The organism is Mesorhizobium sp. B2-4-15, assembly GCF_006658505.1.
GTDB lineage: Bacteria > Pseudomonadota > Alphaproteobacteria > Rhizobiales > Rhizobiaceae > Mesorhizobium.
Genome location: NZ_VFUZ01000012.1, coordinates 163,710 through 178,220, shown reverse-complemented (window position 1 = coordinate 178,220; position 14,511 = coordinate 163,710). Strand labels below are relative to the sequence as shown.

The window sequence follows — 14,511 nt, the reverse complement described above, 5'->3', positions numbered from 1 at the left end:
GTGGGGGTCCGAAGGACGGGCGAGACCCGTGGCTCGCCCCGGCAAGTTAGGGGTGGGGGTCCCTCTTCGCAAGACTCCATACGCGATAGCCGTGCCACAAGGGGGAGGGAGACTCTGTGGGCGCTGATCTCGGCAGATTGCCGAAGCTCGGCACTAAAATAGGATCAAAGGGTGCGCGGCAGTATTCCCTCCCCCGCCCCGCTCAAAGGGGTGACAGCGGCCTCGCCAATCACAAAAGTTTGAAGGGTGCTGCCGCTGAAGCTGCCGATCTCCCCCCTTGCGGGGGAGATGTCCGGCAGGACAGAGGGGAAGGAACGCTACCGATCTGGATAAAGCGGTCGGGGCGCACGGTCATCAAGCCGTAGCAATGCCGATTCCAGATTGCCGGACCAGAAACGGACCAGCCGAGATGCCAGTTGCACAATGGAAGAACCGCGCCGTCGCCGCTTCGCTATTGGCCATCGCCGCGATCTCCTCCGCAAACACCGTCCGCGCCGGCGCCGGCAGCGTCCACCCCGGTCCATTGTCACGCGCCGAGGCGTTCCAACGAGCCAACGCGCTGACCGCGCTCGGCCGGAAGATGTTCTTCGACCCCTCGCTGTCGGCCTCGGGCAAGCAGGCCTGCTCGTCCTGCCATGACCCGCGCCACGCCTTCGGCCCGGCCTCTGCCTCGCCGGTCGAGATGGGCGGGCCGAACTTGGACCGGCCGGGCGTCCGCGCCGTTCCCTCGCTGCGCTACCTGCAGGCGGCGCCCGCCTTCACCGAGCATTTCCACGATTCCGAGGATGAGGGCGACGAGAGCGTCGACAATGGTCCAACCGGCGGCCTGACCTGGGACGGCCGCGCCGATCACGGCGAGGATCAGGCGAAGATCCCCCTCCTCTCGCCTTTCGAGATGGCCAACAAGGATGAAGCCGCCATCACCGCCGCCTTGCGCAAGGCCGCCTATGCCGCCGAATTCGAGGCCGCCTTTGGCGACGACGTGTTCGATCATCCCGGCGATGCCTTCGCCGCCGCCGCCGAGGCGCTCGGCACTTTCGAGCAGAGTGCCGCCGACTTCTATCCCTATTCCAGCCGCTACGACGCCTTCCTCGCCGGCAAGGCGCGGCTCACGGCGCAGGAACTGCGCGGCCGGGCACTGTTCGAGGACGAGGCCAAGGGCAATTGCGCCAGCTGCCATCTCAGCGAGCCCGCCAATAACGGCGAGCCGCCGCAATTCACCGATTTCGGCCTGATCGCCATAGCCGTGCCGCGCAATCCGGCCATTCCGGCCAATGCCGACCCCGCCTATGCCGATCTTGGCCTGTGCGGCCCGCTGCGCACCGATTTCAAGGGCCGGACGGAGTATTGCGGTCTGTTCGAGACGCCGACGCTGCGCAATGTCGCGCTGCGCCAGAGTTTCTTCCACAATGGCCGCTTCCACACGCTGCGCGATGCTGTCGCCTTCTACGCCAGCCGCGACACCGATCCGGGCCACTGGTATCCGAGCAACGCCGACGGCACGGTTAACAAATACGATGACCTGCCCAGGGCTTACTGGGGAAATCTCAACCAGGATCCACCCTTCGATGGCAAAAAGCCTGGCGATAAGCCGGTGCTGACGGATGCCGAGATCGACGACATCGTCGCCTTTCTCGGCACGCTGACCGACGCGGACCAGCAGTGACGCCCTTGCCTTCTCCCCTTGAGGGAGAAGGTGGATCGGCGCGCAGCGCCGAGACGGATGAGGGGTGTTGGAAGAAATGAGGCCATGGTGATTTCAGAGATGTCGCCAAGCTGGAACACCCCTCATCCGTCGCCTTCGGCGACACCTTCTCCCACATGGGGAGAAGGGGGAGCCCTACCGCCCTACCTCACAGCGCCCGAATAATGCCCCCATCCACGCGGATGTTCTGGCCGGTGATGTAGCCGGCGCCGTCCGAGGCGAGGAAGGCGATGGTCGCGGCAATCTCCTCCGAAGTGCCGTAGCGCTGCATCGGCACGCTGTCGCGGCGCTCCTCGGTGGCCGGCAGACTGTCGATCCAGCCGGGCAGCACATTGTTCATGCGCACATTGTCGGCGGCATAGGTGTTGGCGAAGATCTTGGTGTAGGCGGCAAGGCCGGCGCGGAACACGGCGGAGGTCGGGAACATCGCGTTCGGCTCGGCGACCCAGGCCGTCGAGATGTTGATGATAGCGCCGCCCTTCTGCTTGACCATATGTGGTGCCACGATGCGCACCGGCCTGATGACGTTGAGCAGATAGACATCCATGCCGGTGTGCCATTGCTCGTCGGTGATTTCCAGGATCGGTGCGCGCGGCCCGTGGCCGCCGCTGTTGACCAGCACGTCGATGCGGCCATAGCGCTCCAGCGTCAGGTCGGCGAGGCGCCGCAGATCGTCGTTCGACTGGTTGGAACCGGTGACGCCGAGCCCGCCCAACTCCTTGGCCAGCGCCTCGCCCTTGCCCGACGACGACAGGATGGCGACCTTGAACCCGTCGGCCGCCAGCCGCTTCGCCGCCGCCGCCCCCATGCCGCTGCCGCCGGCCACCACAACAGCCACTTTTTCTACGCTCATCCTGTTTCCTCTCGGGTTGGATACTGCAACCGGCATTGCCGGCGGCAAGGGCACGGGTATAGCCGGTTTCGCCGGCCAGTTCGAACCGGAAAGACTGAATTCAGGCTGCAGAAAAACTCAACACATCCGGCGCCACCGGCCAGCCCTGAGCGAGCTGGGCAACAGCCTTTATTGCTGATGTCCGAGGCCGCCCTATCTTTGCCCTCGCCGATCCCCGAACTCACCCGGCCAGGCACCAATCGTTGTCCCAGCTTGCGGAGGACTATCCGATGAATGAAGACGAGAAAGCCATCAGGCAGGTGGTCGACACCTGGATGACGGCCAGCAAGAACGGTGACACGACGACCGTTCTCTCGCTCATGACCGATGACGTGGTCTTCATGGTTCCCGGCCGGGAGCCGTTCGGCAAGGCGGCTTTCGCCAAGGCCTCGCAAGGCATGGCCGACGCGAAGATCGACGGGACGAGCGAGATCCTCGAACTGCAATTGCTTGGGGACTGGGCCTTTATCCGCAACCGCATCGAAATGAGCATCACCTCGCCGGATGGCAGCGCCCATCGGTCGGGATACACGCTGACGCTGCTGCGCAAGGAGAAGGACGGCCAATGGCGTCTCGCGCGCGATGCGAACCTTCTTGCGACGAAAAAGGAATAGTCCAGCATCGGCAAGCACGTATCGGGCATCGATAGCCGGATCACCTCGGCTGACATGTCAGCGCCGCTGACATGTCAGCGCCGGCCGCTGTCGGTGTCCAGCAGCAAGGCCAGATGACGCGCCGCCGCGCTCTCGAGGATCAATTCTTCAAGTTCGAAGTCGGTCAGTCCGGTCTGTACCAGCTTGCGAATGGCCTCGATTGCACACGAGAGCGAGACGGGTGCCACCTTGCCCTGATCGTCCAGGTAGCGACCGATTTCGATGACTGCGTCGGCATCGACATTCCTGGGCAATTCTCGCACAGCCACCCCCATTCGGTTCGCCGACGAAATAATAGCGCCGATTCGTTGTCCGCTGCATCATCTGTATGAATTCCAAAATGCCGCCCCCGGAATAGGAAGCCCCTACCCATCCACCGTCTCCAGCACGCTGAGCAGCGTGCCTTCCATGTCCGGCTCCTCGCCGGAACAGACGCAGAGCATCTCGGCGTCCCCCTCACCCACGGACAGGTAGGCATGCCCCATGGTGGAATCGATGTAGACGCTCTCGCCTTGCTTGAGCCGCACCGGCGCGTACTGGTCGGTGTGCAGTTCGATCTCGCCCTTGAGCACGATCAGGAACTCCTCGCCGGCATGCCGGGTCAGCGGCCCGAACTCTTCGGGCGTGCGGGCGCGCGCATAGGCATGGATCGGCACCATGCGTTTGCGCACCAGGTCGGTGGCGAGATACCGGTAGTCATAGTTGCGGGTGAGTTGGCGCAGCGTGTTGGACTGTGACGTCACCGAGCGGCGCGTGCGCGCCGCCGGCTGCTTGCGGTCGCCGCTGAGCAGCTCCGTCACATGGATGCCGAGCCCCTCGCAGATCTGCAAGAGCTTGTCATAGCTGAGCGACATCTGGTCGTTCTCGACCTTGGACAGCGTCGACACCGCGACGCCGGTAAGCGCGCTGACTTCCTGCAAGGTCCAGCCATGCGTTTTCCTCAAGGCGCGCAGACAATCACCGAGGTTCGGTTGCTCCGACATTGTCAGCTCCATGGCGCGGCCACGAGGCCGCCTGTTCACCCTAGGTAGTCCAACTCCCCGCCACCATCAACAATGCCAACAATTTTCTTATACGCTAAATATTGACTGGATACGAAATTATTTTTACGACTGGTGGATGCAGTCGAATTCTCGCAGAAAGATCGTCGTTATCGGCGGCGGCATCGCCGGCCTGTCAGTGGCTGCCGCGGTGGCGGACTGGGCCGATGTTACCGTCCTCGAGCGCGAGCCGCATCTCGGCTACCACGCCAGCGGCCGCTCCGCCGCTTTGTTCACCGAGACCTACGGCAACCGGGTCGTGCGCGGGCTGACGCTCGCCAGCCGGCAACGAATAGTCGAGGGCGGCTTCGTCGCCCATCGGCGCGGCGCGCTGCATGTCGGCTGGAGCGGCGACGGCGACGCCATCGACAGGCTGGCCGGCGAATTACAGGCGCTGGTGCCAAGCGTGCGCCGCCTGTCGGCGGCCGAACTCCACGCGCTGGTTCCGGTCATTGCCGCCGAAGCCACCTGCGGCGGCGTCTACGAGCCGGACGCGGTGGATGTCGACACGGGCAAGATGCTGGGGTCAAGCGCCTCGGCGCTGAAAGCCGGCGGCGGCATCATCCGCACCGGCGAGGAGGTCCGCGCCATCTCGCCCGACGGCGGCGGCCTGCGGGTGGAGACGAATGCCGGTGTCTATACTGCCGAGATCGTCGTCAACGCCGCCGGCGCCTGGGTCGATGTCGTCGCCGGCATGGCGGGGCTCTCCGGCCTCGGTTTCCAGCCGAAACGGCGCACCGCCTTCCTGTTCGACCCGCCCGCCGGCATGGACATATCCGGCTGGCCGCTGGTGGTCGACCTGCACGAGCAGTTCTACTTCAAGCCCGACGCCGGCAGGCTGATCGGCTCGCTCGCCGATGAAACCGATAGCGAGCCTTGCGACGCCTACCCTGAAGACATCGACGTCGCCATCGCCGTCGACCGCATCGAGCAGGCGACGTCGATGCGCATCGGCCGCCCGTCGACGCCGTGGGCGGGCCTGCGCACCTTCGCGCCCGACCGCACGCCGGTCGCCGGCTTCGACCCGCGCCTGCCCGGCTTCTTCTGGCTCGGCGGCCAGGGCGGCTATGGCTTCCAGGTATCGCTGACGCTGGCGAGGCTGAGCTCGGCGCTGATGCGCGGCCAACCCTTGCCGGGGGATGTCACGGCCCTTGGCGTCACCGCGGCCGCGCTGGCGCCCGACCGCTTCCTTGTTCCGGCGGCGACCCCATGAAGTTCAAGCCCTTCCCTCAACCCGTAAAGTGTCATCAGGAGCGTTTGCGATGAAATCCACCGTTCTGCGCGCAGTCCTTCTTGCCTCGTCGGTTCTGGCCGCCTCGATGCTTGCCGGGCAAGCCGATGCCAAGACGCTCGTCTATTGCTCCGAAGCAAATCCCGAGACCTTCAACCCGGCGATCGGCATCGCCGATTCCACCATGGACGCCGCCGCCAAGACGATCTTCAATCGGCTGGTCGAGTTCAAGCCGGGCACGACCGAGGTCGGGCCGGCGCTGGCCGAAAGCTGGGATGTCTCGCCCGACGGCAAGACCTACACCTTCCACCTTCGCCACGGCGTGAAGTTCCAGTCGAACGAGCACTTTACGCCGACGCGCGACTTCAACGCCGACGACGTGCTCTACACGTTCAACCGCCAGCGCGATGCCGCCAATCCCTATCACAAGCTCGGCGGCGGCGCTTACGAGTATTTCAACGCACTCGGCATGGGCACGCTGATCGACAAGATAGACAAGGTCGACGAATATACCGTGCGCTTCACGCTGACCGCGCCCAACGTCACCTTCCTGGCCGGGCTGGCGCTCGACTATCTCTCCATTCTGTCGCTGGAGCAGACTGAGAAGATGGTCGCGGCCGGCACGCCGGAGCTGATCGACAGCATGCCGGTCGGCACCGGGCCGTTCGTGCTTCAGGCCTATGTGCCCGACAGCCAGGTCCGCTATGCCGCCAACAAGGACTACTGGCGCGGCGCGCCGAAGATCGACACACTGGTCTTCGCCATCACGCCCGAGCCGACCACCCGTGTCGAGCGCATCAAGGCCAATGAATGCCAGGTCGCCGCCCCGCCGCCGCCAAGCGCTGTCGCCGATCTGCGCAATGATCCCGACATCACGGTGCTCGACCTCAAGGGCCAGAACATCGGCATCCTCGGCTTCAATGTCGAACACCAGCCGCTGGGCGACAAGCGGGTGCGCACCGCACTGGCCAAGGCCATCGATCGCAAGGCGATCGTCGAGGCCGTCTATGCCGGCGCCGGCACCGTGGCCGGCAGCGTCGTGCCGCCGGCGCAGCTCGGCGCCGTCACCGATGCCGGCATCGACTATGATCCCGACGGCGCCAAAAAACTGCTGAAGGAAGCCGGCCAGGAAAGCGGCCTCAACGTCAGCCTGTGGGCGATGCCGGTGTCGCGCCCCTACAATCCCAACGCCAAGCGCATGGCCGAGATGATCCAGGCCGACTGGGCGAAGGTGGGCGTCCAGTCCGAGATCGTCAGCTTCGAATGGGGCGAGTATCTGAAGCGCACGGCGGCGGGCGACCAGGACGCGTTCCTGCTCGGTGGCAGCAGCGACAATGGCGATCCTGACAACATGCTGAGCTATCTCCTGTCCTGCGACGGCGTTAAAGGCGGCTCCAACCGCTCGCGCTGGTGCGACAAGGATTTCGAGAAACTGCTGGATGAAGGCCGCGTCGCCGCCGACCCGAAGGAGCGCGCCGCGATCTACGAGAAGGCGCAGGCGATCCTGAAGGACGAGGTGCCGGTGGCGCCGATCGCTCATTCGGTGGTGGCGATCCCGATCCGCAAGAGCGTGCTCAACTACGTCCTCGACCCCTTTGGCCGGCAGAATTTCGCCGCCGTCGACATGGCGGAGTAGGACCTGGCTCGCCCTTCTCCCCCTGAGGGAGAAGGTGTCGCCGAAGGCGACGGATGAGGGGTGTTCCAGCTTGGTACCGCCCGCACTCCGTCCAGCACCCCTCAACCGTCTCGGCGCTGCGCGCCGATCCACCTTCTCCCACAGGGGGAGAAGGAAGAAAGGTGGACCATGCGTGAAAATCTGACCGCCCTCCTCGACACCTACCTCGCCGATGGCGCCGTGGGTGCCTCCCTGGCTTTCGCCCTCGACAGGGCGGTGCCGACCGCCCTCACCGCCGGCCTCGCCGACCGGCAGCACAATGTCGCCGCCACATCGGACCAGTTGTTCAAGATCGGCAGTTGCACCAAGACCTTCGTCGCCGCCGCTTTGGTCAAGCTTGCTCAAGACGGCAAGCTCGATCTCGGCGCGCCGATCTTCGCCTGGTTCCCGGACCTGCCGGGGGCGAAAGACATTTCCGCGCGCCAGCTGATCAACCATCGCAGCGGCCTGCCGGAATTCGAATACTACATTCCGATGGATCCGACCCGGCGGTGGACGCCCCGACAACTGGTCGATATCGCCTTCGCCTCCGACAAGCAGAAGGCGCCTGGCGGTCCGGCGGTCTACAACAACACCGGTTATGTCCTGGCCGGCATGGTGATCGAGGCCGTTTCCGGACAGTCGCTCGGCGCCTATGTCAGGAGCGCGATCCTGCAGCCGCTCGGCCTGGACAACACCTGGTCACCGGCGACCGAAACCTTTCCGGAAAACTTGATGGTGCGCGGCTACTACCACCGCCCGCCGCCGGCGCCGGACGCGCCCACCGACATCGCCTCGGGCGGCGAGATGTGGCGCATGGACGGCGTGCTTCCCTATTCCGACGAACTGCAGGATTCTTCCGATTCCTTCCCGTTCGGGGCTGCCTATGGCTGCGGCGACATGGTGTCGACGCCGTCCGACATGGTGGGTTTCATGCGCGGCCTGTTCTCCGGCAGGCTGCTGTCGCCGCCTTTCTTCGCGGAGATGTTCGAACACCGCGTTCCGGCAAGCTTCCCCGGCACCCGCATGCGCGAGACCGGCGCCGGCATGTTCCAGAGCGCCTATGCCGACCGCGCCTTCTACGGCCACCAGGGCAGCATTCCGGGCTATGTCGCCGTCATGCTGCACGATCCCGCATCGGACCTCACCATCGCCATGACCAGCAATGTCGGCTCCGGCAACCGCCTGTCCTTCCAGGCGAGCGGCATGCACCCCGTGGTCGATCAGGCGATCGCGACAATCTTGCGACTGTGATCTTAGGGAGGGGTAGGAAATCGAACTGCTGCCTTCAGACAGCCTCACGCGATCTATGCGCGGACGTTAGCCATCTCTGCGCCTCTCGAAGAGCTGGAGGTATCGTTCGAATACGAAAAGCCGATTGCGTCTTTGGCCGGTGACTTCGATTAGAACGCCGAGGCTTATGAGATCGGCAATCAATGACGTAGCCGTGTTGGTCGTCGTGTCCAACAGAATGGCGACGCCCTTAACGTCGACCAATGGTCGCCTGTAGAGATGTCTTACAAGCTGTTGCGCGTTTCCTTGACGGCGATGGCCGAAGCGCGGCAGCGTTTCCCGTTCTATTCGCTCTTTGAGCACCAGAATTTTGCGGAACACGTCAGCAGACGCACGCGCTGTCTCTTCAACTCCGTGGAGAAAGAAGATCAGCCAGTCGCGCATATGGTTGCCCTCGCGTACGGCCATGAGGTGATCGATGTAGGCTGTCTTGTTGCGCTCGAAATAGTCGGACAGATAGAGCGCGGGTTTGACAAGAAGCCCCTGCGAGGCGAGGTAAAGCGAAATCATCAGGCGGCCCAGCCGCCCGTTGCCATCCAGGAACGGATGGATGGTTTCGAATTGATAGTGGGCGATCGCAATGCGGATGAGCGGCGGTACGCGCAGGCTGTCGTCATGGATGAATTTTTCCATATCGCTCATGAGCTCGGGAACATGCTCGTGATGCGGGGGCCCGAAGACCGCGTTTCTTAGACTCACGCCAATCCAGTTCTGACTGGTTCGAAATTCACCGGGCTGCTTGGTTTCGCCACGCACACCCTGCATCAGGATGGCGTGTGTTTCCTTCAGCAGTCTGTTGGAGAAAGGCAGGCGCTCCAGGCCGACAATGGCACTATTGATCGCCTGGATGTAGTTTTGTACCTCTCCCCAGTCGTCGCGCGCTTCAGGAGACAGGTCTTCGATCCGTTTGAAGGCGTCCTCGATATTGGTCTGTGTGCCCTCGATACGGCTCGACTGAGTCGCTTCCTTCGCGACATACATGCTGATGAAGAAGTCGATGTCGGGGACGAGTTGCGCGAATGCATTCAATTCGCCCAGTGCGCGGTCGGCACGACCAAGTACGTCTATGACTTCCGGGTCGGAGATGATCCAGGGATGATTGACCGAGGTCGGCGCGAAACTACGAAATTCCAGCCGCTTCTCGTAGCGTCCCGCTCTATAGGCTGACAACTCCATATTTCAGAAATATCCTCAATTTCTGCAATAATAGAATCCATATGTCAGAATCGATCGATTTCCAACAGCTGTTTCATTTTCATGGCATGTTTCTGAAATAACGACTGGCGCTATTTCAGAAACTCCTCTCACTCGGCGCTGCGGGGTGATGGCCGCGCCGGGATATGAAATCTCCCGGACGCGAGACCGCCGCCACGAACCAACTTTGCCGCTGCTGTTGAGCTTCAATCACCGCCATGTCGACACGGCCGGCTTCCAGGCGAGCGGCATGCACCCCGTGGTCGATCAGGCGATTCGAATCATTCTCGATTGACCGCGTTCAGCCACTTCTGCCCGGACGATGGATCGGGCAGGCCCGGCACCATCTGGCTCAGCACGCGATCGCGCAGGAAGACGTGATGGAAGATGGCCGCGGCCGCGTGCAGGCCGGCGAGCCACATGATGATATCGCCAAGCGTGCCATGGATCTCCGCCAGCGGAGCGCCCCAGGTGCCGGAGAACGGACCGATCGCTCCCAGGCCGTAGACCGTCACCGGGTGGCCGTCGAACCATGCACCGAGCATGGCGGTCGCCGGGACCGCGAACAACAGCGCGTAGAGCGCCCAGTGCGTTGCCTTCGAGGTGACCTCCATCCAGATGGGCATGGCCGGGGCTTCGGGAATACGGTCGAACACGCGCCAGACCAGGCGAATGACCAGCAGACAGAAAACGGCGAAGCCGAGCGACTCGTGCAGCTGCAGCGTCGACGCCCTGGCCGCTGAGTAGACGCGCTCCGGCGGGCCACCAGCCGAGACCAGGAAGGCAATGAGCACCAGTAATGCCGTCAGCCAGTGCAATGCCTGGGCGAGGCCTCCGTAGCGGGTTGTCGTGCCGGACAGCGACATGCGAGAGCTCCGAAACAGTTGGACACGTTCCTCCCGCACCCCACCCTGAACGTGCCCTCATTTCAATTGTTCCTCAAGTGGCTTCTAACGATCTCGTGACGCGTGACGGGAAGCGCCCGGCGTCCGCCAAGACCGAGGCGCCGCATTGAGATGAACGCCGCGCCGGGATATGAGACCTTGTCTGATCCCGGACGCGAGGCCGCCGCCATGAAACCCACTTTGCCGCTGCTGTTGAGCCTCAACGGCGGTTATGTCGACACGGCCGGCTTCCTGGCGCTGCAGGGCCTGTTCACAGCGCATGTGACGGGAAATTTCGTCACCCTGGGTGCCTCGTTGGCACTTGGCATTTCAGGCGTGCTGGCGAAGCTCCTGGCGCTGCCGGTGTTCTGCGTCGTGGTCATCCTGACCCGGCTTGCCGGCGAGCGCTTGCGTAGGCGCGGACGGACGGCGCTCGGCGTGCTGCTGGGAACCAAGCTGGCGCTGCTCGTCGTCGGAGCCGTCCTGGCGGTCCGCTTTGGCCCCTTTGCCAGCGGCGACAGCGCGGTGGCGATCGTCACCGGCATGGTGCTGGTCGCCGCTATGGCGGTCCAGAACGCGGTGCATCGGGTCCATCTGGCCGCCGCGCCGCCCTCGACGCTGATGACCGGCACCACCACTCAGATCATGATCGATCTCGGGGACCTCATCGGCGGCGTGGTCCCGGACGCCCGGCCGGCTATTGTGGCGCGCCTCAAGCGCATGGCTGCGGCGGTCGCCGTATTCGCCGCCGGCTGCGCGGCCGCCGCTCTCGGCTATGCCTTTGCCAATGTCTGGTGCTTCGTCGTGCCGCCGGTGATTGCGCTCATCGCGCTGCTGCTGCGGGTTGCGGCGCCGGAGGAGCAAGCGGGATAGGCAAAGCCCTCGAAGCAATTCCCGGAAATGTGTGGCACGCCTGTCCGTCCGGAATTGCGTCAAACGAGAGATGGCGCGTGGCTCACCGCCTCCGTGAAACGGTGATCCACGCTAAATCTAGTCTTCGTCCGTCCAGATCAGACGCAGCAGGCGCAGCAGCGTCGCCCGCTCCTTCTTCGTCAGCCGGTGCAGAAACCGGTCCTCGTGCCGGCGAACCTGTTGCCGCCATCCGGGCATGGCCTGCGTGGCGGCCCGCGTCAGGGTCAGCATCCGCACACGCCTGTCCTCGGCATGGTCGTCGCGCTCGACCAGCCCGCGCTCCTCCAGTTCGGCAAGCAGCGGCGCCATGTTGGCGCTCTTCATTCCCAGCAGACGGCAGAGTTTGGCGGCGCGGATGCCCGGCCTCTCGTCGATCAGCGCCAGCATGCCATAGGTGACCGGGCGCAGGCCGGCATCGGCCAGTTCGATCACGAAATCATTGAGCGCGAAAGCCGAGGCACGCTTGAGATTGTAGCCGATCTGCGCATCGAGCGCGTCGTCGGGCAGCACGTCTGGCCCGGCTCGGCCGTTGTGAAGCTGGATCTCGTCCATGCCGCACCGATCGCCGCGATCCCGGCCCTTGTCAAGCGAAAAAGACTATGCGACATAGCGAATGTGATAGCTATGTTTCATAGCAATTTTGACCAATGCCTGCGGCGAACGCGAGGACCTGCGCATGACCGAAGAGACAGTTGCCTTCGACATCGAGAACGGCATCGCCTGGGTGCGGTTCAACCGGCCGGACAAGCGCAATTGCATGAACCCGGCACTCAACCGGCGAATGATGGAGGTTCTCGACGAGCTCGAGTTCCGCGATGACGTCGGCGTGCTCGTGCTGTCGGGCGAAGGCAGCGCCTGGTCGGCGGGCATGGACCTGAAGGCGTATTTCCGAGAGACCGAAGCCAAGGGTCTCGGCGCCATCCGCAGAGCGCAGTCGGAAGCCTATGGCTGGTGGCGGCGCCTGCGCTGGTACGAAAAGCCGACCATAGCCATGGTCAATGGCTGGTGTTTTGGCGGCGGCTATGGCCCGCTTTTCGCCTGCGACCTTGCCTTTGCCGCCGACGAGGCGCGGTTTGCCCTGTCGGAGATCAACTGGGGCATCCTGCCCGGCGGCGGCGCCACCAAGGTGGTGGTCGACCTCCTGTCGATGCGCGACGCTACGTATCATGCGCTGACCGGCGAACTCATCGACGGCAAAAAGGCCGCTGCCTGGAAGCTGGTCAATGAAAGCCTGCCGCTGGCGGAATTGAAGGCGCGGGTCACCGAGGTCGCCAATATCCTTTTGAAGAAGAACCCGATTGCGCTGAAGGCGACCAAGGACGCCATCCGACGCGTCGCCGAAATGACCTATGACAATGCCGAGGACTATCTGGTGCGGGCCCAGGAAGCGGCAAACTCCCGCGACAATGAGGGTCGTAAGGAAGGCATCCGTCAGTTCATCGACGAAAAGAGCTACAAGCCGGGTCTAGGCGCCTACGACAAGGCAAGATGACGCGATAGACCATCGACGCCATCCGGGAGGAGATGCGAATGCCGGCCTCGACGATGCCCGATCCGGTGGCCTTTCATGCCGGCGCGCGGCCGGATCGCCTTGCCTGCGTCGACCTGGCATCCGGCCGGCGCTGGACCTATCGCGCCTTCGACGAAGCTATCCAGAACGCCGTCGGCGTTCTCGAAACCCGCTACGGCGTCGAGCCCGGGCAACGGATCGCCACGCTTGCCCGCAACAGCGCTGATCTCCTGATCCTGCAGCAGGCCGCGATGCGGCTTGGCGCCGTCTTCGTGCCGGTCAACTGGCGGCTCGCCGGTGCGGAGCGGCGGGCGATCCTTGCGGATTGCGATCCGGCGCTGCTGCTGCATGACGCCGCCCTGGAGACGGCGTTGCCCGGGCGCTGCATCCCTGTCGATGTCGCCGCCTTCGCGGCGGCGGTCGGGGCACGGGCGCCGGTACCGCGCCGCCCCATGCCGGTCGAGGACGCGCCGTCGATCATTCTCTACACTTCGGGCACTTCGGGACAGCCGAAGGGCGTCATCGTTACCGAACGCAACGCCTTTGCCTCCGCAGTCAATTTCGGTGTGCTCGGCCGGGTCGGCAATTCCAGCATCTTCCTTTGCGACATGCCGATGTTCCATATTATCGGCCTCATCACCAGCCTGCGTCCGCCGCTGCTTCAAGGCGGCACGGTGCTGATCTCGCCCGGCTTCGACGCCGGCGTCACCAATCGCCGCCTCGCCGATCCCACGCTTGGCGTCACCCACTATTTCTGCGTGCCCCAGATGGCCAGGATGCTGCGTGACCATCCCGACTTCACACCGTCGCGCTGGACCTCCCTCACCGCCATCTTCACCGGCGGCGCGCCAAATCCGGCCGCCGATGTCCACGGGTGGCTGGCCCGAGGCGTCCTTATGGCCGACGGCTTCGGTATGACGGAAGCAGGCACCGTGCTTGGCATGCCGGTCGAGGCCGACCGGATCGCCGACAAGGCTGGCTCGGCAGGCCTTGCCGCGCCAACGATCAGCTTGCGCATCGTCGACGAACATGGCCGCGACGTCGCGGCTGGCGAACCGGGCGAGATGTGGCTGTCCGGCCCCTCAATCACATCAGGCTATTGGAACCGGCCGGAAGAAACGGCGCGTGCCTTCACCACCGATGGCTGGTTCCGCACCGGCGACGTGGCGCGGCGGGATGAGGAAGGGTTCATCACCCTTGTCGACCGTCGCAAGGACATGTTCATTTCCGGCGGCGAAAACGTCTATCCTGTCGAAATCGAGACGGCGCTGCTCGACCATCCCGACATCGCCGAAGCAGCCGTGATCGGTGTCGCCGACGCGCGCTGGGGCGAAGTCGGGCGCGCCTTCGTCGTGGTGAAAGCCGGTTGCGTTGTCGATCCGGCCGACCTGGCAAGCCATTGCCGTGCCCGGATCGCCCGCTACAAGGTGCCGAAGGAATTCCTGCTCACCGATGCGCTGCCGCGCACCGCATCAGGCAAGATCCAGAAATACATTTTGCGCAACTGGACGGCGCCAGCCGGCGGGCAGGCCTGAGGCGGACC

At 64.2% G+C, this 14,511-nt stretch carries 15 protein-coding genes; 9 read left to right on the top strand and 6 right to left on the bottom strand.

Going from position 1 to position 14,511, the window contains the following annotated elements:
• The first annotated feature begins 409 nt into the window (after nucleotides 1–409).
• Nucleotides 410–1,666 carry a cytochrome c peroxidase gene (locus FJ930_RS16585; protein WP_141839109.1) on the top strand — a complete coding sequence of 419 codons (1,257 nt, stop codon included), beginning with the start codon at nucleotides 410–412 and terminating at the stop codon, nucleotides 1,664–1,666.
• A 187-nt stretch (nucleotides 1,667–1,853) separates the two neighbouring features.
• Here FJ930_RS16585 and FJ930_RS16575 read toward each other — a convergent pair whose 3' ends face one another.
• A complete protein-coding gene (locus tag FJ930_RS16575; protein WP_141839105.1) occupies nucleotides 1,854–2,558 on the bottom strand; it encodes an SDR family oxidoreductase in 705 nt (234 codons plus the stop codon).
• A 269-nt stretch (nucleotides 2,559–2,827) separates the two neighbouring features.
• On the opposite strand from FJ930_RS16575, the gene FJ930_RS16570 reads away from it, so the two are divergent.
• Nucleotides 2,828–3,211, top strand: coding sequence for an SgcJ/EcaC family oxidoreductase (locus FJ930_RS16570; RefSeq protein WP_140741793.1), 384 nt, complete (start codon nucleotides 2,828–2,830; stop codon nucleotides 3,209–3,211).
• Between the two features lie 74 nt (nucleotides 3,212–3,285).
• Here FJ930_RS16570 and FJ930_RS16565 read toward each other — a convergent pair whose 3' ends face one another.
• The gene (locus FJ930_RS16565; protein ID WP_140741577.1) at nucleotides 3,286–3,525 is read right to left on the bottom strand and encodes a hypothetical protein; all 240 of its coding nucleotides are present in this window, start codon (nucleotides 3,523–3,525) and stop codon (nucleotides 3,286–3,288) included.
• 90 nt (nucleotides 3,526–3,615) lie between these two features.
• Nucleotides 3,616–4,233, bottom strand: a complete 618-nt coding sequence (locus FJ930_RS16560; RefSeq protein WP_141839103.1) for an XRE family transcriptional regulator — start codon at nucleotides 4,231–4,233, stop codon at nucleotides 3,616–3,618.
• A gap of 136 nt (nucleotides 4,234–4,369) precedes the next feature.
• Here FJ930_RS16560 and FJ930_RS16555 point away from each other — a divergent pair, with 136 nt between their 5' ends.
• The 3 genes from FJ930_RS16555 (at nucleotide 4,370) to FJ930_RS16545 (ending at nucleotide 8,429) form a co-directional block, all read left to right on the top strand.
• The gene (locus tag FJ930_RS16555) at nucleotides 4,370–5,503 is read left to right on the top strand and encodes an FAD-binding oxidoreductase (protein ID WP_141839101.1); all 1,134 of its coding nucleotides are present in this window, start codon (nucleotides 4,370–4,372) and stop codon (nucleotides 5,501–5,503) included.
• 49 nt (nucleotides 5,504–5,552) lie between these two features.
• Nucleotides 5,553–7,157, top strand: coding sequence for an ABC transporter substrate-binding protein (locus FJ930_RS16550; RefSeq protein WP_141839099.1), 1,605 nt, complete (start codon nucleotides 5,553–5,555; stop codon nucleotides 7,155–7,157).
• Between the two features lie 168 nt (nucleotides 7,158–7,325).
• Nucleotides 7,326–8,429, top strand: coding sequence for a serine hydrolase domain-containing protein (locus FJ930_RS16545; protein WP_141839097.1), 1,104 nt, complete (start codon nucleotides 7,326–7,328; stop codon nucleotides 8,427–8,429).
• 66 nt (nucleotides 8,430–8,495) lie between these two features.
• Here the strand turns inward: FJ930_RS16545 and FJ930_RS16540 are convergent, their stop codons facing one another.
• Complete coding sequence (locus tag FJ930_RS16540; protein ID WP_141839095.1) at nucleotides 8,496–9,644, bottom strand: Fic family protein; 1,149 nt, start codon at nucleotides 9,642–9,644, stop codon at nucleotides 8,496–8,498.
• Between the two features lie 148 nt (nucleotides 9,645–9,792).
• Here FJ930_RS16540 and FJ930_RS30115 point away from each other — a divergent pair, with 148 nt between their 5' ends.
• A complete protein-coding gene (locus FJ930_RS30115) occupies nucleotides 9,793–9,957 on the top strand; it encodes a hypothetical protein (protein WP_181763396.1) in 165 nt (54 codons plus the stop codon).
• On the opposite strand, the gene FJ930_RS16535 is transcribed toward FJ930_RS30115, so the two are convergent.
• Nucleotides 9,944–10,528: a cytochrome b gene (locus FJ930_RS16535; RefSeq protein ID WP_141839093.1), complete on the bottom strand. Its 585-nt coding sequence runs from the start codon at nucleotides 10,526–10,528 to the stop codon at nucleotides 9,944–9,946. The two genes, FJ930_RS30115 and FJ930_RS16535, sit on opposite strands and share 14 nt — an antisense overlap.
• A gap of 207 nt (nucleotides 10,529–10,735) precedes the next feature.
• Here FJ930_RS16535 and FJ930_RS16530 point away from each other — a divergent pair, with 207 nt between their 5' ends.
• On the top strand, nucleotides 10,736–11,419 hold the full coding sequence (locus tag FJ930_RS16530) for a YoaK family protein (RefSeq protein ID WP_141839145.1): 684 nt from the start codon (nucleotides 10,736–10,738) through the stop codon (nucleotides 11,417–11,419).
• A 117-nt stretch (nucleotides 11,420–11,536) separates the two neighbouring features.
• Here FJ930_RS16530 and FJ930_RS16525 read toward each other — a convergent pair whose 3' ends face one another.
• A complete protein-coding gene (locus tag FJ930_RS16525; RefSeq protein ID WP_181763395.1) occupies nucleotides 11,537–12,010 on the bottom strand; it encodes a MarR family transcriptional regulator in 474 nt (157 codons plus the stop codon).
• 124 nt (nucleotides 12,011–12,134) lie between these two features.
• Here FJ930_RS16525 and FJ930_RS16520 point away from each other — a divergent pair, with 124 nt between their 5' ends.
• Together FJ930_RS16520 and FJ930_RS16515 are read left to right on the top strand one after the other, a co-directional pair.
• On the top strand, nucleotides 12,135–12,950 hold the full coding sequence (locus FJ930_RS16520) for a p-hydroxycinnamoyl CoA hydratase/lyase (protein WP_141839091.1): 816 nt from the start codon (nucleotides 12,135–12,137) through the stop codon (nucleotides 12,948–12,950).
• A 38-nt stretch (nucleotides 12,951–12,988) separates the two neighbouring features.
• The gene (locus FJ930_RS16515) at nucleotides 12,989–14,503 is read left to right on the top strand and encodes an AMP-binding protein (RefSeq protein WP_246676939.1); all 1,515 of its coding nucleotides are present in this window, start codon (nucleotides 12,989–12,991) and stop codon (nucleotides 14,501–14,503) included.
• Nucleotides 14,504–14,511: the final 8 nt, after the last annotated feature.